At 68.2% G+C, this 19,235-nt stretch carries 11 protein-coding genes; all 11 read left to right on the forward strand.

Going from position 1 to position 19,235, the window contains the following annotated elements:
* The first annotated feature begins 34 nt into the window (after positions 1-34).
* The 11 genes from F3087_RS22895 (at position 35) to F3087_RS22945 (ending at position 19,202) form a co-directional block, all read left to right on the forward strand.
* Positions 35-6,163 carry a non-ribosomal peptide synthetase gene (locus F3087_RS22895; RefSeq protein WP_150404082.1) on the forward strand — a complete coding sequence of 2,043 codons (6,129 nt, stop codon included), beginning with the start codon at positions 35-37 and terminating at the stop codon, positions 6,161-6,163.
* Positions 6,164-6,200: 37 nt separating this feature from the next.
* The gene (locus F3087_RS22900; protein WP_150404083.1) at positions 6,201-6,965 is read left to right on the forward strand and encodes a thioesterase II family protein; all 765 of its coding nucleotides are present in this window, start codon (positions 6,201-6,203) and stop codon (positions 6,963-6,965) included.
* Positions 6,962-8,290: a beta-ketoacyl [acyl carrier protein] synthase domain-containing protein gene (locus F3087_RS22905; RefSeq protein WP_150404084.1), complete on the forward strand. Its 1,329-nt coding sequence runs from the start codon at positions 6,962-6,964 to the stop codon at positions 8,288-8,290. Before F3087_RS22900 ends, F3087_RS22905 begins: the two co-directional genes overlap by 4 nt.
* Complete coding sequence (nbtC, locus tag F3087_RS22910) at positions 8,283-11,399, forward strand: nocobactin polyketide synthase NbtC (RefSeq protein ID WP_150404085.1); 3,117 nt, start codon at positions 8,283-8,285, stop codon at positions 11,397-11,399. Before F3087_RS22905 ends, nbtC begins: the two co-directional genes overlap by 8 nt.
* Positions 11,400-11,451: 52 nt before the next feature.
* Positions 11,452-12,432 carry an ATP-binding cassette domain-containing protein gene (locus F3087_RS22915; protein ID WP_150404086.1) on the forward strand — a complete coding sequence of 327 codons (981 nt, stop codon included), beginning with the start codon at positions 11,452-11,454 and terminating at the stop codon, positions 12,430-12,432.
* Positions 12,429-13,199, forward strand: a complete 771-nt coding sequence (locus tag F3087_RS22920; protein WP_150404087.1) for an ABC transporter permease — start codon at positions 12,429-12,431, stop codon at positions 13,197-13,199. Before F3087_RS22915 ends, F3087_RS22920 begins: the two co-directional genes overlap by 4 nt.
* The gene (locus F3087_RS22925) at positions 13,196-13,960 is read left to right on the forward strand and encodes an ABC transporter permease (RefSeq protein ID WP_150404088.1); all 765 of its coding nucleotides are present in this window, start codon (positions 13,196-13,198) and stop codon (positions 13,958-13,960) included. The genes F3087_RS22920 and F3087_RS22925 overlap by 4 nt, the downstream gene beginning before the upstream one ends.
* A gap of 55 nt (positions 13,961-14,015) precedes the next feature.
* Complete coding sequence (locus F3087_RS22930) at positions 14,016-15,089, forward strand: MAB_1171c family putative transporter (RefSeq protein WP_150404089.1); 1,074 nt, start codon at positions 14,016-14,018, stop codon at positions 15,087-15,089.
* Positions 15,086-16,159 (forward strand): MAB_1171c family putative transporter, encoded by a 1,074-nt coding sequence (locus F3087_RS22935; protein ID WP_150404090.1) that lies wholly within the window; start codon positions 15,086-15,088, stop codon positions 16,157-16,159. Before F3087_RS22930 ends, F3087_RS22935 begins: the two co-directional genes overlap by 4 nt.
* Before the next feature lie 107 nt (positions 16,160-16,266).
* Entirely contained in the window at positions 16,267-18,042 is a 1,776-nt protein-coding gene (locus F3087_RS22940) for an MFS transporter (protein WP_150404091.1), read from the forward strand.
* Between the two features lie 59 nt (positions 18,043-18,101).
* Positions 18,102-19,202 (forward strand): MAB_1171c family putative transporter, encoded by a 1,101-nt coding sequence (locus tag F3087_RS22945; RefSeq protein ID WP_150404092.1) that lies wholly within the window; start codon positions 18,102-18,104, stop codon positions 19,200-19,202.
* The last annotated feature ends 33 nt before the right edge of the window (positions 19,203-19,235 follow it).

A 19,235-nucleotide genomic window follows, 5' to 3' on the forward strand; every position in this document is an offset into this window, starting at 1 on the left:
CACCGGATAGTTCGAGACAGATTGGTTTGACGTAATGCGATCGCTGGAAGACCTACAGGAAGCGATGCGGGCCAGGCTCGCCGCGGCGGGGCTGGCAAGCACGCCCACCGTGCCGCAGCGCCGGGATCCGGCCCGGGCCGCCATGTCCTTCGGGCAACGCTATGTGTGGGCGCACCAGCAGATTTCACCGGACAGCACCGCGTACAACCTGTGCCTGGCGCTGACCTTCGACGGCGAGGTCGTCGACGACGCACTGCGGCAAGCCTTTCTGGCGCTGGTGCGACGACACGAGGTGCTGCGCACCACCTATCACAACGACGAGCACGGAAACCCGTACCAGCGCATCCATCCGGAGCTCGCGCCCCGGGTGCGCGAGCTCGATCTGACCGGATTCGCGGCGAGCGAGGCAGAGCACAGGCTGGGCGTGCGGGTCGAGGCAGCCGCGCACGAGACCTTCGACCTGTCGAACGAATCGTCGCTGCGGCTCGACTTCGTCCGGCTCGACCCGCGCCGCGTGGTCGTCATCGTCGTGATCCAGCACATCGCCTGGGACGGCATGACCTTGCCCGCGTTGTCGAAGGATGTCGAGCGGTACTACCGCGCGGCGCTGACCGGTTCGATCACCGTCGAGCCGCTGCGCCGCCAGGTCGCCGACTTCGCGGAGTGGGAGCAGGATCGGTTCGCCACCGCCGATCACGGTGCGGACAGCGACTTCTGGGCCGGTCGATTCGACGGTGAGGTGCCGGAACTGCCGCTGCCGTACAACCGGCGTCCCCTGCTCGTCACCGAAACCGGCAGCCGCCTGGACCGGCTGCTCGGCGCGACCGCGGATGCCAACCTGCGCAACCTCAGCGCGGCATTGCGCACCACCCCGTTCTCGGTGTTCCTGGCCGCGTATTACGTTGCGCTGCGCCAGATCACGGGTCAGGCCGATGTGGTGATCGGCACCACGGTCGCCAACCGCGAAGAGCCCGGGATGGAGCTGCTGATCGGCAACTTCAGCAACATGCTCCCGTTGCGGTTGAACCCGCCGGCGGATCGGGCCGGCGGCGGTACCTTCGCCGAGCTGGTCGAATACGTGCGCGCAGTGACCACAGATGCGTTTCGGCACAAGAACTTCCCGCAGGAGGGCGTGGTGCGCGCGGTCAACCGCGCCACCGGCAATGTCGGTTCCGCGCTGTTCGACACCATGGTGCTGTTCCTGGACCAGAAGATCGACGGACCGCAGCTGCCCGGCGCGGTCACCAGCTGGCGGCTGGCCGACCACGGCGCCTCGTTGCTGCCGATCGCGGTCGAGGCGTTCCTGCACAGCGATCGAGTCGACGTCCAGATCACCTATCGGACAGATCTTTTCGACGAGTCGACGATCCAACGGCTGCACGAATACATCGATCAGACGCTCGCCGATGCCACGGCGGCCCGCCGAGTGGACGAACTCCTCGTGCTCTCGGCCGCGGATCGTGCGGCGGTGCAGACCTGGTCCCGCGGCGACCGGGTGCCGATCGAGCCGGCCACCGTCGACGCGATGATCCGCGATTCCGCGCGCGACCATCCCGATCGCATCGCCGTGGTCTTCGGTGAAATCGAGCTTCCCTACGCCGAATTCGACGCGCGGGTCAACCGTCTCGCCCGCCGACTGCTCGAACGTGGCGTACGGACCGGCGACCGGGTCGGTGTCTTCGCCGAGCGCAGCGAATGGCTGCCGGTGGTGTTCGCGGCCGTGCTACGTGCGGGTGCCGTGTATGTGCCGATCGATCCGAGTTACCCCGCCGATCGCATCGAATTCATGCTCGGCGATGCGCGACCGGCCTTGCTGGTGCGTTCGGCCGGGCCCGACCGGCTGCTCGATCCGGAACATATCGCGGGTGTGCCGATCCTGGATCTCGCCGACCAGGCCGAGCAGGCGGCGTCGGCTCGGCTCGACGCGACCCCGATCCGGCCCGGCGAACTTACCCGCCCCATCCACCCGCTCGACGCCGCCTACCTGCTCTACACCTCGGGCACCACGGGCAGGCCGAAGGGCGTGGTGATCAATCATCGCGCGGTCGCCAGTCACGTCCAATGGATGCGCGACTACCTGGGCTTCGGCGCCGAGCGAATCCTGCAGAAGGCGCCGATCGGCTTCGACGTCTCGGTCTTCGAACTGGTCAACGCGTTGTGCACCGGCTCGGCCACGGTGCTGCCGCCGCCGGATTGGTGGCAGGCCGATGTAGAAGCCTTGGCCGACATCATCGATCGGCACCAGATCACCCAGCTGTCCCTGGTGCCCAGCGTGACCCGGGCGTTTCTCGACGCGGATCCCGATCCCGCCCGCCTGCGCTCGATGCGGTTCGTCTATCTCGGCGGCGAGGCGGTGCCGCCGCCGCTGGTCGAGGAGGCCGGCCGGGTATTCGGCGGCACCGTGCTCGGTCTCTACGGGCCGACCGAGGCGGCGATGGACCTCATGCACGAGAACTTCGCGGGCGCGCTGGCCGCACCGGAGGATTTCCGCGCCGCGCTGATCGGCCTGCCCGAATCGAATTCGGACGTCTATGTGCTCGACGATCGATTGCGGCCGGTGCCGCCCGGGGTGACCGGTGAATTGTATTTGGGCGGAACCCAACTCGCGCAGGGCTACCATCACCGCTCGGGCCTGAGCTCGGCGACCTTCGTCGCCTGCCCCTTCACCGACGAACCCGGCGCGCGGATGTATCGCACGGGTGATGTCGTGCGCTGGCATCCCAGCGGCAGCATGGAGTACCTCGGCCGGATCGACGATCAGGTCAAGGTGCGCGGTCACCGGATCGAGCTCGGCGAGGTCGGCTCGGTGCTGCGTCAGGTGCCCGGCATCGCGTCCGCCGCGGCGATCGCGATCAACCGTGCGACCGACGCGGCCTTGGTCGCGTACTACGTGCCCGAACCGGGTTCGGCGTACGAGTCCGGCACCGAGGCCGAGAACTCCGGTGCCATCCGAGTCCACCTCGCCGACCGGCTGCCCGACTACATGATCCCGTCGGCGCTGGTGCGATTGGCCGAGCTGCCGCTCACCGCGAACGGGAAGCTGGACCGCAAGGCCCTGCCGGTGCCGGACCTCGGCGGCGGCACCGGGCGCGGCCGGGCCCTGCGCGACCCGGCCGAGCAGGCGGTCGCCGCGGTGATCCGGCAGGTGCTCGGGCTGGCCGAGCAGGTCGAACTGGCCGCCGACGACGACTTCCTCGCGCTCGGCGGCGATTCCATCAGCGCGATCCGGATGGCCTCGGCGCTCAAGAAGCGCGGCCTGCTGATCACCACCAGCGCGCTGTTCGCGGCGCGCACCATCGCGCTGATCGCCGCGGCCACCGTGCCGATCGACCTGTCCACCGCGCCCGCGCTGGTGGAATCCGGTGACGGCACCGGATGGATCCCGCTCAACCCGATCGCCACCCTGCTGACCGGGCAGAGCGCCGACTACGCCGCATACAGCCAGGCCACCGCCATGGTGACCCCGCAAGACAGCTCGCTCGAGCGACTGACGGCCGTCCTGCACGGGCTGCTCGACCGGCATCCGCTGCTGCGCGCACGGCTGGCGACCGGACCGGACGGCCGCACCGCCTACTATGTGCCGCAGGCCGACGAGCCGTTCACCCACCCCGGCCTCATCGACGTCGAGATCGATTGCGCCGCATGGGCATCGACCGCGACCGAGGTACTCAACGAGCAGTTGCGCGCCATCGCCGAAGCGCTCGACCCGGCGGCGGGCCGGATGGTCGGCGCGGCCTGGGTGCACACCGGCGACCGGTCCGCCGGACGGCTGCTGCTGGTGCTGCACCACCTGGTGGTCGACGGTGTGTCCTGGCGCGTCATCCACGAAGATCTGCGCAGACTCTGGGCGCACGAAGAGGTTTCGGCGGCCGACCTCGGCACGTCGGTGCAGGCCTGGAATACCAATCTGGTCCGGCTCGCGCAGGCCGATTCGGTGACCGAGACCCTGCCGTTCTGGCAGGAGATCGCGGACAGCGCCGACCCGCTGCTCGGCGACCGCGCCTTCGACGCCGCCGTCGATACCGTCGCGACGGTGCGCGAGGTCACCGCCGAGCTGGACATCGCCGACACCCAGTACCTGATGACCACCGCGGCACAGGCTTTCGGCTGCGACTTCCTGGACATCCAGGTGGCGGCGCTCGCCGTGGCGACCCGGCGGTTCCGGCGGGCCCGCGATCGAGACGCAGGTCCGGTCACCTTGACCATGGAGCGGCACGGCCGCGTCGAAAGCCTGTTCGCCGGAGTAGATCTCGCCAACGCCGTCGGCTGGTTCACCACCGCCTATCCGGTCGCGCTGGACATCGCGGCCGATGCGGAGATGGTCGGCGCGGTCAAGGCGGTCAAGGAGCAGCTGCGCGCGGTACCCGACTCCGGCATCGGCTGGGGTCTGCTCCGGCAGCTCAATCCCGACACCGCATCCCGGCTCGCCGATGGCGCGCCGCCGCAGCTCAGCTTCAACTACATGGGCCGCTTCGCCGTCGCCGACGCGGCGACGGAATGGGACGCCGCACCGGAATTCGGCTATCTCGGCGGCCACGCGAACGCGGCCATGCCCGCGCCTGCCCTGCTCGACATCAACACGGTCGCGTTGCTGGACAGCGACTCGCCGCAGCTCCGGGCATCCTTCCGGTTCCCGTCCGGCCCGATCGCCGAGGCCGAGGTCCGCGAACTAGCCGACCGGTGGATCGGTGCGCTGCGCGAACTGGCGAAGACCGTGCGCGAGAACCCGGCGCGGCGGTTGACGCCGAGCGACGTGCTCGCCCGCGACGTGACCCAGCTCGACCTCGATCGCTGGCAGTCGCTCTACGGCCGCTGCGCCGACGTGTATCCGCTCGCACCGCTGCAGGCGGGGCTGTATTTCACCGCGATCAGCAACGCGGGCCGCGACGCCTACACCGTGCAGACCACGATCACCGTGCGCGGTGCGCTGGATGTGCCCCGGTTGACCCGCTCGCTGAACAACGTGCTGAATCGGTATCCGAATCTGCGCGTTGCCATTTCGGTGTCGCACGCGGGACAGCCGTACGCGATCGTCGCCGATCGGATGGACTTCCTGGTCGAGGAGGTCGACTTCGCGGCCAAGCCGGACGCACCGGAACGACTGCTGGAATTCCTGGACGCCGATCAGGCGGGCGTGTTCGATCTGTCCCGCGGACCGCTGATGCGGGCGACCGTGGTGCATCTGCCGGATGCGTCGCACATGCTGGTGCTCGCTTCGCACCACATCCTGACCGACGGCTGGTCCGGCCAGCTGCTGCCGCGTGAGATCTTCGCCGACTACGCCAGCGGCGGCACCGCCGAACCGCTCGGCAACCCGGCGACTTTCGCCGAGTTCCTGCGGCTCACCGAAGATCGAGAGCAAGCGACCGAAGAGGTGTGGAACGAGTACCTCGCCGGGGTGCAGCCGTGCGTGGTCGCACCGAATCGGGTGCCCGGTGGCTCGGGAGTGCCGGTGGCGCACCGCTTCCCGGTCGACGCCGCGGTCGCGGACGCGCTGACCGAACTGGCCGCCGCGGCCGGCACCACGTTCAGCGCGGTCTGCCAGTTGGCCTGGGCGAACGTGCTGCGCTATGTAACCGGCGGCGACGCAGCGGTTTTCGGCGAGGTCGTCTCCGGCCGCCCGGCCGACCTCGACGAGGTGGACAACGCCATCGGCTGCTTCGTGAACACCGTCCCGGTCGCCATCGAGCTACCCGCCGAGCAGACCTGGCGCGGCCGGCTCACCGACGTTCAGCGCCGGCGCGCGGACCTCATGGAATTCCAGCAGTACCGGCTGACCTCGGCGAACCGAGTCGCGGGCGCGCGCAGGCTGTTCGACAGCATGTTCGTCTTCCAGTCCTACCCGTCGGGTCGCGACGAACTGGTGCGGCTGCTCGGCGAGGAGCAGCTGGATCTGGTGTCGTTCGAGGGCCGCGGCGCCACCGACAACGCGCTGCTGATCATGATCTTCCCCGCGGACCTGCTGTTCCCCGGTGAACCCCTTCAGGTCGTCGTCTTCTACGCCGAGGACTCCTTCGACGACAACGACATTCAGATCATCGAATCCGCTTTCACCAACACCCTGCGGGCCATCGCCGAGGACGCCGATCGCCGCATCGGCGACACCGCGATCCTCGACGACGCGGACCTGGGGATGTTGGTCATGCGACGGATGTGGCAGTGAAGCACCGCAATCGCGGTGCCAGGCAGGAGATCAGGTAATGGCTAGTACACCGGGCTGGATCCGAAAGTTTCACAAACCGCGGTCCGCGGACAACCCACCGCTGGTGATCTGTCCGCATGCGGGCGGCGGCGCCTCGACGTACCGGCCGTTCTCCAAGGCGCTCAGTGCGCACTTCGACGTGATCCTGCTGCAATACCCGGGCCGGCAGGATCGGGCCCAGGAACCGGTACGCGACACCATCCAGGAGACCGCAGGCGACGCGTTCGACGAATTCGCGCGCTCGCCGTTCAACCGGGGTGAGCCGATCACCATCTTCGGCCACAGCATGGGCACGATGGTGGCCTTCGAGTTCGCCAGGCTGGCCGACGCCGCGGGCGTGCCGGTGCGGCTGCTGGGTGTCTCCGGGGCCTGCGCGCCATGGCAGGTGGCCGATATGCCGCCGCATCCGACCGAGGACGACGAGCTGCTCGATCATGTCGGCGGGTTGCAGGGCACCGGTGCCGATCTGCTGGCGAACCGGGAATTGATGCGGATGGCGTTGCCCGCGTTGAAGGGTGACTACCGCGCGTTCGACGCCTACAGCTGCCCCAAGGACGTCACGGTCGGGACCCGGATCCACGCGCTCGGCGGTAGCGAGGACGAATTCGTCGGCATCGGCGATCTGTTCGCCTGGCAACAGCACACCGAGCAGGAGCTGGCGGTGACGATGTTCGACGGCGGGCACTTCTATCTCAACGATCAAGTCGACGGCATCGCGGAAATTCTTTCTGCCGAGCTGATTTCGCAGGAGGCCACGCGATGAGCGAACATCCGAGCGAGGACGATCCCATCGTGATCGCCGGGCTTGCCGTCGAGGTACCCGGCAGCATCGACACCCTGGCGGGGTTCTGGTCGGCACTGGCCGAATCACGTGATCTGATCGGCCCGTTCCCCCGCGATCGGGAGTGGCCGATCGAACGATTGCTGGCGCAGTCCGAAGCCGAAGGCTGGAGCCGGGTCCGCGACGCGGGCGGCTTCCTCGACGGCGCGGCGGAATTCGACCCGATGTTCTTCGGTATCACGCCGCGTGAGGCGGTGGCGATGGATCCGCAACAGCGAGTGGCGCTCCGGGTGGCGTGGCGTGCGCTGGAGAACGCCGGTATCAATCCGGAGGATCTGGCAGGCGAGGAAATCGGCTGCTACATGGGCGCCTCGTACACCGAGTACGGGCCGCGCGGCGACGAGGCGAACGAGCAGACCGGGTACCGGGCGACCGGTGCGGCGATGGCTGCCGTTGCCGGGCGCATATCGAACTGTCTCGGGCTGTCCGGACCGTCGATGACAGTGGAAGCGGCCTGTGCGTCCTCGTTGGCCGCGGTGCACCTGGCGGCGTCGGCAATCCGCGCCGGCGAGTGCGAGTGGGCGCTCGCGGGTGGTGTCTGCGTCATGGGCTCACTCGGTGGCTTCTTCGAATTCTCCAAGGTCAACGCGCTGTCCACGGATGGACAATGCAAGCCGTATTCCGCGGACGCGCGCGGCACCCTCTGGGGTGAAGGCGCCGGAGTCGTTGTGCTGGAACGAGAATCACGGGCCAAGGCGCTCGGACATCGAGTGTACGGCCGGGTGCTCGCGACCCGGGTGAACCACAACGGCGCGGGTGCGCCGATCGCCGTGCCGAGTGCCGCGGCGCAGGAGCGGCTGATCACGAAAACACTTCGGGCAGCTGGTATTTCGGCGGACTTGATCGGCATGATCGAGGGGCACGGGACCGGTACCGCAGTCGGTGATCCCCTCGAACTGACCGCGCTGGCCCGGGTTTACGGGGCAGCCGCGCAGCCGGGCAGCGGTCCTCGGCTCGGTTCGGTGAAGTCGAACCTCGGCCACGCGCAAGCGGCGGCCGGGATTCTCGGCCTGATCAAGGTGCTGCTCAGCGGCCTGCACGGACAGATCGCGCCGACCAGGCACTCGGAAAACCCCACCACGCAGCTGGATTGGGCACAGTCCGGGTTACGCCTGGCCGAACGGCTGGAGGACTGGGCGCCCCGCGACGGGGTGCGCTACGGCGCGGTCTCGTCGTTCGGCGTAGCGGGCACGAACGCGCACGCGGTCATCGCGATGCCCGTGCTGGAGAAGGAGATCCATGTCTGACTATCGACTTCCGGACGGCAGCATCCCGGTCCTGCTGTCCTCGGACGCGCCTGATTCGCTGCGTCGCGAGGCCGCGGCCATCCTGTCCTACCTCGGCGATCATCCCGAGGTCGGACCCGATCAGGTCGCCGACATGCTCTTCCGGACCCGGGTGGCGCGCCGGTATCGCGCGCTGGCCATGGTCACCGAGCGGACCGAGCTCATCGAGGCGCTGAGCGCGGTCGCCAACGGTGAGCCGCATGCATCGGTCGTCGCCATCGGGAGCGCCGCCAAGCCGCGCAAGATCGGCTACATCTTCCCCGGCCAGGGCAGCCAGTACCCGGGAATGGGCCGGATGCTCTACGCGCATTCACCTGCGTTCAAGTCTGCGGTGGACGAGGCGGAGACAGTCTTCCAGGACCTCTTCGAGCTCTCGCCGCGGTCCTACCTGCTCGCGGAATCCGATCCGGGACACAACCTGCTGCGCATCGTGCAGCCCGCGCTGTTCATGCAAATGATCGGGCTCGCGGCGATGTGGCGGGCCGCCGGGGTCTCCCCGGGCGTCACCGTCGGGCACAGCCAGGGCGAGCTGGCCGCGGGCGTGGTGTCCGGCGTGATCACACTGGCCGATGCCGTGCGTGTGGTGACCATGCGCGGTGGACTCGTCGACACACTGGCCAAGCAGGAGGGCCGGGAAGACAAGTACTCGATGGCCGTGGTCGGCGTGGACCGCGAGGAGTGCGAGGCCATCCTGGCCCGGCAGTCCGGCTGGGCGGAGCTGTCGGTGATCAATTCCCCGCACGTGCTCGCCATCGGCGGGGAGAGCCCGACGGTCGCCGCCGTGGTGGCCGAGCTGACCGAACAGGGCAAGTTCGCCAAGGAGATTCGCGTCGGTTATCCGGCGCACACCTCCGTGGTGACCGAGTTCCGGGACAGCTTCCTGGACAACTCGCTGGCCGCCAAACTCGATCGCCCCGAATTCGCGGCGACCGAGATCGAATGCATCGGATCCACCCTCGGCGCCGCGATCACCCCCGATCTGCCGGTGGGGGACTACTGGTATTGGAACCTGCGCAACCGGGTTCGCTTCGACCTGGCGATCGCCCTCGCGGCCGAGCGAGGGGTCGACACCTTCCTCGAGATCGCCGATCATCCCGCGCTGTTCCTCGCGGTCCAGGAGAACCTGAGCGCCGTCACCCCGCAGCGCGACTTCCAGACGATCGGGACCTCCCGCCGATCGGCCACCGATCTGCGCGAGTTCACCCGCAACCTCGGTCTCGTCGCGGTCAGCGATCTCGGCTACGACTGGTCCGCGTTGCGCACGAATTCGACTGCCGCACCCCGACTTCCGCTACTCGACTTTCCGAACACCCAGATGAACCCGAAGCATCTGTGGGCGGCCTACGATCACTCCGCGGCTCCGGCGGCGACCGGCACCGCCCCGGTGCGCGCGGCCGCGGTCGAGCAGGACACTGTGCCCGCACAGCGCATTGTCGAACAGTGGGCGCGGATGAGCGGCCGTGCGCTGGTGCCGCCGCGCACCATGGCGGTGCTGGACCACGACGGTCGCAGCGCCGAGCTGGTGACCGCACTCCATGACGCTGCACTGCGGCACGGTGTGTCGATTGTCGATCCGGACGCCACATCGCACAGTGCCGGAACGGTTTTCGACACCGCCGTCATCGTGCTGCCGGAACTGGGTGACCTCGAGGCCGATGCGGCGGTCGCCGAACTAGCCGAATTCCTCGGCGAGCGTGGCCGATTGCCCCGGCTCGACGGTGTTCGCGACGTGTGGCTGGTCACCGTCGGCGGCGAGCAGGTGCTCGACGCGGACGTCCCGAATCTCTTCCACGCCGGCGCGCAGGCCGGATTCCGGTGCCTCGCCGCCGAACACCTCGGTGTCTCGTTCCGGCACGTGGATCTCGCGCCCGGCAGGCCCGTCGCGGACGCGGCCAAGGCGCTCATGGTCGCGCTGCACACTGCTCAGGAACCCGAGCTCGCGCTGCGCGATGGTCACGTGTACGCGAAACGGCTGGTCGCCGAGGATGTCTCGACCGTTCGGCCGCTCGACTCCGCCGACCTGCACGAGGTGGTGATCGTCGGCGGCACCGGCAAGCTCGGGCTGGACTTCTGCGAGCGTTTCGCCCGGGACGGCGCCGGACGGATCACCTTGCTGAGCCGATCCGGCGGTACTGCCGGGGCACTGGCGCGGATCGAGCAGATCAAGCAGCTCGGCGGTACCGAGGTGATCGTCCGGCGCTGCGATGTCACCGACGAGGCCGCGGTGCGCGCTCTGGCCGACGAATACCGCAGCACGCCTGCGGATCTGATCGTGCACGCCGCGGTCGACTATGTCGCGGCCGCCGAGCTCACCCCGGAGTCCGTGCGGGGCGCGGCGGCGCCGAAGGTCGTCGCGCTGGAGCACCTGGTCCGGCACTTCCCGCGCACGCCGGACGGCCGGATCGTGCTGTGCTCGTCGCTCTCGGCGACCATCGGCGGCCGCGGGCACATGGTGTACGCCGCGGTGAATCGGATGCTCGACGCGGCGGCGGCGCGATACCGCGGCCGCGGTATCGCGAGTTCTTCTGTGCAGTGGGGACTTTGGCGTGCGGTCGGAGCCGATCAAGCCGACGCGCTGGCGAAGATCAGCGGAACCGGCCTGCGGCCGATGGAACCGGGCAGCGCGATCGCCGCCGGCGTCACGGTGCAGGCGGAGAACGTCATCGTCGCGACGGCGGACTGGGATCGGCTGGCAACCTTGTTCTCCGCCTTCGGTTTCGATCCGTTGTTCAGTACTTTGGAGCTCGGCGACCTGCCCGAGGAGTTCGCCGAGGTGAAGGCCGAGCCGGTCGTCGCCGCGCCCCCGGCGGCCGCACAGCCGGAACCGGCCACGAGCCGGTCCGTCGCACCGAACACCGCCGAGCAAGTGCAGTTCGCCCTGCGCGCGGTGATGGGCATGGACACCACCGAGGCCATCGACGGATCGATCCCGCTCGTCGCGCTCGGTCTGGATTCGTTGCAGGCGTTGGACTTACGTAAACGCATCGAACTCGAACTGAAGCGTGAACTACCGGTCACCGCCATTTTGGGCGGCGCGTCCCTCGACGAGGTGGTGACTTTGCTGGGCTGATCGGGATTCACAGGGACCGAGCACGATTCGCAGCAAGGACGGAGACAGCACGGTGGATTCGAGCAGGGTAACGGGGGCGCCCGCGGCTTCGGCCGAGCACGCGATCGTCGTAGAGGGCGTGCAGAAGTCCTTCGGCGAGGTGAAAGCGTTGCGCGGCATCAGCTTCCAGGTGCCGAAGGGCAGTGTGCTCGGGGTGCTCGGCCCGAACGGGGCGGGCAAGACCACCACCGTGTCCGTGCTGTCGACGCTCACCAAACCCGACGCGGGCCGCGCCGTGGTGGCCGGATACGACGTCGTCCAGCAGGCCGCCGAGGTCCGCGCGTCCATCATGCTCACCGGTCAGTACGCGGCGTTGGACGAGATGCTGAGCGGCCGGGAGAATCTGGTGTTGTTCGGTCGCCTGATGGGCTTGCGCCGCAAGCAGGCCCGGGCCCGCGCCGACGAACTGCTCGACCAGTTCGAGCTGACCGAGTCCGCCGATCGGCGGGTCGGCCAGTACTCCGGCGGCATGCGGCGGCGCATCGACATCGCGTGCGGTCTGGTCCGGACGCCGGAGGTGGTCTTCCTGGACGAGCCGACCACCGGCCTCGACCCGGTGAGCAGGCAGAGCCTGTGGGGGCTGGTGCGCTCGCTCAAGCAGCAGGGCGTCACCATTCTGCTCACCACGCAGTACCTCGAGGAAGCGGATGTGCTGAGCGACAACATCATTGTCGTGGACCAGGGCACGGTGATCGCGGAGGGCACGGCCGACCAGCTCAAGGCGCGCACCGGCGCGAGTTACTGCGAGGTGGTCCCGGCCGACCCGGGCGATCTGCCCGCCGTCGTCACCGCGCTGAGCGGGCTCGGTGAGATCACCGTCGCCGAGTCCGCCGACCGGGTCTCGCTGCCCGCGCCGGACGGCGCCACCACCCTCGGCGAGGCGCTGCGCCGGATCACCGACGCCGAGATCGAACTCATCGACATCGCGTTGCGCCGGCCCTCGCTCGACGAGGTGTTCATCGAACTGACCAAGCCCGCCGAGGCCGCCAAATGACCACCGACACCATCCTGCGGGTGCCGCACGGGATGCAGTGGACCGCGTTGAGCGGGCGCGGTATTCGGGCTGCGGTGCGGGAGGGCGACCTGGTGCTCGCGTTCGCGGCGCCGCTGACCTTCTTCGTCTGTATCTATGTGCCGCTGCGTCGTTCGATGGAGGCGACGGGGATCGATTACGCGCAGTACCTGCTGCCGCTGATCGCGATCCAGGCCATGTTCTTCACCGCCATGTTCGCCGGCGATCGGGCGGCGCGAGAGGTGGCGGGCGGCATGGGTACTCGGCTGCGGGCCATGCCGGTGCCGCCGTGGGTACCGCCCGCCGCGCGTATCTCCGCGAACGCGGTGCGCGCACTCGCCGCACTGGCCGGCGCGCTGACCATCGGTTCGCTGTTCGGTTTCCGTTTCCACGGATTCGGCCCGACAGTGGCCTTCCTGGTGCTCGTCCTGGGCTTCGGCGCGGCCGTGGTGATCGCCGCCGACGCGCTGGGCACCGCGACGGCGAATCCGGAACTCGGCGCGACGGTGCTGTTCGCGCCGCAGCTGCTGTTGCTCATGATGTCGACGGGTTTCGTTCCCGCGCAGGGTTTCCCGGGCTGGATCCAGCCCTTCGTGCGCAACCAACCGGTCTCGCAGGTGGCGGCCGCACTGCGCGAGCTGTCCGAAGGCAGGCACACATCGACCACCGCGGTGGCCGCGGTCTGGGTGATCGGGTTGCTGGCCGGGGCCATGATCGTGTCGGTGCGAGTGGAAGGACGGCGGCGATGAACGCGCTGGTCGATCAGAGCCTGGTGGAAACCGGCAGGCTGCTGCGCCGCTGGAGCAGGCAGCAGGAGGTGGTGACCACGACCCTGGTGCTGCCGATCCTGCTGCTGCTCATGTTCGATCTGGTGCTCAGCAAGTCGCTCGACCTCGGCGGCGGCACCGACGCCATCTACGGTTTCGTGCCGATGATCGCCGTGGCCGGCGCCATGTACGGGGCGACCGGCACCGGCCTTTCGCTGTACGGCGAGCGGGAGAGCGGCCTGCTGCGCCGCTTCTGGGTGCTGCCGATCAATCGCTCGGCCGGGCTGATCGGCCGGCTGATCGCCGAATGCCTGCGGGCAGTGGCGGCGACGGTGGTCGTGGTGGTGGTCGGCGTCGTGCTCGGCCTGCGCTTCCAGCAGGGCCTGGTCGGTGTGCTCGGCGTGCTGATCGTGCCGGTCATCGTCATCGCGGGGTTCACGCCGATGGTGATCGTGGTGGGAGTCAGCCGGATCGGCGACAAGGTGGTGCAGATCTTCGCCGCGGTCGTGCTGCTCGCGATGTTCTTCAACTCCGGTTTCGTGCCGATCGAGAACTACCCCGATTGGCTGCAGCCGATCGTGCGCGGCCAGCCGATCAGCTGTGCGGTGGAGGCGATGCGCGGGTTCACCGTCGGTGGGCCGGTCGCGGTTCCGCTGTTGCAGACCGTCGCCTGGTCGGTGGGGCTGGTCGCGGTCTTCGGGGCGTTGGCCGTTCGTGGTTATCGCAGAGCGGCGGAGAGCTGAACGACCGGACCCGCCCCATGGCCGGGGGAACGATCGCGAGTTAGTGTCACCGACGATGAATTCTGTACCTGCTTGGCTCGTGCTGTCGATCGGTGTGTTCGCCGCGATCGTCACGATCGGGCGATGGTTCTTCGCGAACAGCACGAGCATGGATCGGCTGATCAACCGCCTGTTCAGCTGGGAGCTGGCCGGGTTCCTGCTGCACGGCGTCGTCACCGGCGCCGGGGCACCGGACCTGGCGCAGCGGGTGTTCATGGGCTGCGGGTTGATGGCGGGTGCGCAGGCCTACGGGTTCGCCAGACTGTTGTTCGACGGGACGGCTCGTTACGAAGCCCGCCGCGGCCAACGCGTCTACGACACGATCGCGGCCGTCGCGGCGGGTTCGGTGCTGCTGGCCGAACCCATCCTCGATCACCTGTTGCCGTTCAGCTGGTCCACCGCCGTGTGGACCGTCTCCCAGGTCTTCGCCGCGGTCTCGGGCTTGCTGATCCTGCGGGTCTGCGTCCGGGAGCTGCGCAAAGACGATCTGGTCGGCAAGGAGACGTTGCTGTATTCGCTCCTGCTCCTGCTCGCGGGCTACTGGACCGTCGGTTCGTTGATCGGCAGCGTGCGAACGGTTTCCGGGGCACCGCCGTCCGAACCGGGCGCGGCGTGGGTCGTCGTCATTCTCGCCAACTTCTTCTTGCTCACGTTGCTGATCTCGGTCCGGTTGGTCGACGTGCTGCTCGCGCGCACCGGGTGGGATCGCGCGGGCAGGCACTGCCGCCGCCTCGGTCCGATGTGGCACGACCTCACCACCGCGGTGCCGGAAGTGGTGCTGCCACCCGACGATTCGGCGAGCCAGGATTCCGCGTACCGCCGCTATCGCATGACGGTCGAGATCTGGGACGCGTTGCTGCAACTGCGGCCGTACGTGCCCGACCTCGCCGAGGACGCCGCGATCCGCCCCCTGTTCGAAGACGATCGCAAGGGCTACGCGGTGTTGATGGCCAGTGCGGCGCGCGCGAGGGCGCGAGGTGCGGCCGCGTCCGGGCGGCGTCCGATCGATGCCGCACCGCGCCCACCCGACCGTTCCTCCGAGCTCCAGATGCTTCTCGGCCTGGCCCGTGAGTGGCCGTCCACCCGATGAATTCCGCACCGCCCGTATTCACCACCGTCGTCATCGCTTTCGTGCTGGCGATCGTCTGTGGTCGTTGGTGGCTGGTCAACGAATCGCTCACCGATCGCTTGATCAACCGCGCATTGACCTGGGATATCGGTGCGGTGGCCGGCTACGGGGTGGTGGCCGGTATCGGCTTTCCCGATGTGGGACAACGAGTGTTCATGGCCATTGGCTTTCTGACGTTGTCCAACACGTGCGGGTTCATCGCTTTGCTCGGCGGCGCTGATCAGCGGACGACCTGGCAGCGCCAGCGCGCATACGATTCGGTGGCCGCGTCGGCCGGACTCCTCGTGCTGCTCTGTGCCGTGGCCGGCGAAATAGGCCTGTTCCCGGCATCGATGCGCGTGGTGGACTGGGACGGTTTGTTGTGGGTGGCCGCCGATATCTTCCTCATCGCGATCGCCGTGACGCTCGGGCGGGCATGCGTGCGTGAACTTCGCGCCGCCGCTGCGACCGCCGGGGAAACGCTGACCTACTGGGCCTTGTTCGCCGTCGCCTGCTACACCGTGTGCGCGTCGACGTATCGAACACTGCACACGCTGTCCGGGGCGTCGCCGCAGGACTTGGGCACCGCCTGGGCGGTGGGTTCGTTCGTCATGCTGGCGATCCTGGCCACGCTGATATCGATGCCGCTGGTCAGCGCCCTGCTCGTGCGGGCAGGTCTCGATCGGGAAAGCAGATGGTGCCGCCGGCTGCGCCCGCTGTGGCACGACCTCACGGCGGCCGTGCCCGAGGTGGTGCTGCCGTTCGACCACGAGGATCGCCCCGGCTCGAGCGCGCGCCTCTATCGCATGACCGTCGAAATCCGGGATGCCCTCTTGCATCTCAAGCAGTACGTGCCCGATCCGAGCGCCACCGAGACCACCGATCTCCGCACCTACGTCCGGGATATCGCGGAGGCCGCCCGCTTGAAACAGCATGGGAGGCCGCCGGCCTATCCGGGCCGAGCGGTGCAGTTTCCGGCGGGCGACCGAACCACCGAGCTCAGCAGTCTGCTCGCGTTGTCGCGCGAGTGGGCGGCCGATCGATCCCGCTGACCTCCTGGTCGAGGTCGATCCGGTCACAGATCACACCGGTCAGTCTTGATCGTTACATCCGCTAACTATATAGTTTGCGGTGATAATCATCTGCGAGGGGCTGTGCTGTGACGTCTCCATCCACCGATCTCGACCTCGGCGAGGTTTCGACCATCCGCCGCAGGCAGCGCTACGACCGGGACCATCCGCACTACAAGTGGATCGTGCTGACCAACACCACACTCGGGGTGCTGCTCACCGCGATCAACTCGTCGATCGTGCTGATCTCGCTACCCGCGATCTTCCGCGGCGTCGGGCTGAACCCGCTCGACGCGGGTAACGTCGGCTACCTGCTGTGGATGTTGATGGGGTACCTGCTCGCGACGGCGGTGCTGGTCGTCATGTTCGGCCGGCTCGGCGACCTGTTCGGCCGAGTACGCGTGTACAACATGGGTTTCGCGGTGTTCGCGTTCTGTGCGCTCGCGCTGTCCTTCGATCCGTTCCACGGTGGTGCGGGCGCCATGTGGATCATCGTCTGGCGCGTGATCCAGGGTGTCGGCGGCGCGATGCTGACCGCGAACGCCACCGCCATCCTCACCGACGCCTTCCCGGCCAAGCAGCGTGGAACCGCGCTCGGCATCAACATGGTGGCGGCGGTCGCGGGCTCGTTCCTCGGCCTGCTCATCGGCGGCGTGCTGTCGGAATGGGATTGGCGCGCGGTGTTCTGGGTGAGCGTCCCGATCGGCATCCTCGGTGCGTTCTGGTCGTACCGCTCGTTGCACGAGGTCGGCATCCGGTCGAAGGGCAAGGTCGACTGGGCGGGCACGATCACCTTCGGGCTCGGGCTCACCGCGCTGCTCACCGGCATCACCTATGGCATTCAGCCCTACGGCGGACATGCCACCGGCTGGTCCAGTCCATGGGTGCTCGGGTCGGTGATCGGCGGCATCGCGCTGCTCGGTGTGTTCTGCGTGGTGGAGAGCAAGGTCGAGGATCCGATGTTCCACCTTGCGCTGTTCCGTAACCGGGCCTTCGGTCTCGGCAACTTCAGCAACCTGATGGTCTCCATCGGCCGCGGCGGCATGCAGTTCATGTTGATCATCTGGTTGCAAGGCATCTGGCTTCCGTTGCACGGCTTCAGCTTCGAGTCGACGCCGCTGTGGGCCGGCATCTACCTGTTGCCGCTGACCGTGGGATTCCTTGCGGCCGGACCGATCTCGGGCTGGCTGTCGGACCGCTACGGTTCGCGTCCGTTCACCACCGGCGGCGCGCTGGTCGCGGGAGTGACGTTCCTGCTGCTGCTGGTCGTCCCCGTCGACTTCAACTACTGGGTGTTCGCCGCGATCATCCTGCTCAACGGCATCGGCAGCGGCCTGTTCTTCTCGCCCAACACCGCCGCCATCATGTCCAGCGTGCCCGCCGCCCAGCGCGGTGCGGCCTCCGGCATGCGCGGCACCCTGTTCAACGGCGGCAACGCGCTGTCCATGGGAATCTTCTTCTCGCTCATGGTCGTCGGCCTCGCCGCCAGCCTGCCCTCGGCGCTCGACGCGGGCCTGCGTGCCCAGGGCGTCTCCGCCGGAGCCGCCGCCGACGTGGCCGGGCTACCCCCGGTGGCCAGCATGTTCGCCGCGTTCCTCGGCTACAACCCGATCCAGGAATTGCTCGGCCCCACCGGCGAATTGGCCAAACCAGGCGTCAACGCCGACACCCTCACCGGCCAGGAATTCTTCCCCCACCTCCTCACCGGCCCCTTCCACACCGGCCTGGTCGTAGTCTTCGTAGCCGCCGCCATCATGATGTTCCTGGCCGCCGCAGCGTCCTTCTTCGCTGGCAACAAATACGTCCACGACGAACAAGCCGAACTCGCCGAAGCCGAGGACCTCATCCCGGTCCCCGCTCGCTGAGCAAAGGCCGGAGCCCAACGGGCAAGGGCCGGAGCGAGTGAGACATATTCTCAACGGCGATGAACGCCGCTCCGCCCTTGCTCACCGGGATTGTCGTCCTGTTCGCGGCCCTGGTCATGGTCGGCCGGTGGTTGCTCGTCAACGAGACGACCACTGACCATCTGATCAATCGAACCCTGATCTGGGTCATCGGCTCGGTGCTCGGATATGCGATTGCCGCGGGCCTCGGCTACCCGGATTTCGGGCAGCGGCTGTTCCTGGCGGTGGGCGCAGGGTCGCTGTCCGGTTATTTCGGGTTTGTCGCGCTGTTCGGCCGAGCCGATCCGCGGACGTGGCGCCGGCACCAGCGCAGCTACGACGCGATCGCGGCGACCTTCGGTACCTTCGTATTGATCTGCGCGGGAGCCGAAGCGGCAGGTTTACCTCTGCATCGCAGTGTCGACTGGGAGCGGATCGCATGGGCGGCGGTCTATCTGGTCCTCGCCTGGACCGGCGTGCTGCTCGGCCGGGCCTGCGTGCGCGAACTTCGCAACGCGGCGCCGACCAGGCGCGAGCGGCTGACCTACTCGGCCCTGCTGCTCTTCGGCGTCTACTCCGTAGACAGCGCGTTCTATGCGATGTTGCAACTGATATCGGGCGGGCCACCTGGAAGACCCGGGACCGTCGGAGTCGTCGGCTCTTTTCTCGGCATGGCCGTGCTCACCGCGTTAATCGCGATCCCGTTGATCAACGCGATTATCGTTCGGGCCGAACTGGATCGGACAGGCAGGCAATGTCGCCGGCTACGCCCCCTATGGCTCGATCTCACCGACGCCGTCCCCGAAGTGGTCCTGCACTCGGCAGACGCCGCGCGCCAAGGATCTGCCGCCCGCCTCTACCGGATGACCATCGAAATCGGTGATGCCCTACTGCATCTGCGGCAGTTCGCCCCGGACACGGCCGCACCCCACGCCGACACCATCAGCAGCTTTGCCATGCGTATCGCCGAGGCCGTCGAGCACAAACGCCGCGGCCTCCCGGTGCCGAACCGAACCGGCCACCCCCGCAGCGCGATTCGGCCTCCGGCTGACGACCGCACCGCCGAACTCCGCAACCTGCTGGCCTTGTCCCGCGAATGGCCGAAGGCCCGAGCCGCGGTCGAAACTCCGGCCGATGCATGAATCCGGAAGTCGCGGACGCCGCGCTGGACGCAC

It is taken from the genome of Nocardia colli, from assembly GCF_008704205.1.
Lineage (GTDB): Bacteria > Actinomycetota > Actinomycetes > Mycobacteriales > Mycobacteriaceae > Nocardia > Nocardia colli.

Bases quoted from the DNA above. Each gene is read 5' to 3' on its own strand.
- F3087_RS22895 (WP_150404082.1), top strand. From the start codon at position 35: ATGCGATCGCTGGAAGACCTACAGGAAGCGATGCGGGCCAGGCTCGCC.
- F3087_RS22900 (WP_150404083.1), top strand. From the start codon at position 6,201: ATGGCTAGTACACCGGGCTGGATCCGAAAGTTTCACAAACCGCGGTCC.
- F3087_RS22905 (WP_150404084.1), top strand. From the start codon at position 6,962: ATGAGCGAACATCCGAGCGAGGACGATCCCATCGTGATCGCCGGGCTT.
- nbtC (WP_150404085.1), top strand. From the start codon at position 8,283: ATGTCTGACTATCGACTTCCGGACGGCAGCATCCCGGTCCTGCTGTCC.
- F3087_RS22920 (WP_150404087.1), top strand. From the start codon at position 12,429: ATGACCACCGACACCATCCTGCGGGTGCCGCACGGGATGCAGTGGACC.
- F3087_RS22925 (WP_150404088.1), top strand. From the start codon at position 13,196: ATGAACGCGCTGGTCGATCAGAGCCTGGTGGAAACCGGCAGGCTGCTG.
- F3087_RS22930 (WP_150404089.1), top strand. From the start codon at position 14,016: ATGAATTCTGTACCTGCTTGGCTCGTGCTGTCGATCGGTGTGTTCGCC.
- F3087_RS22935 (WP_150404090.1), top strand. From the start codon at position 15,086: ATGAATTCCGCACCGCCCGTATTCACCACCGTCGTCATCGCTTTCGTG.
- F3087_RS22945 (WP_150404092.1), top strand. From the start codon at position 18,102: ATGAACGCCGCTCCGCCCTTGCTCACCGGGATTGTCGTCCTGTTCGCG.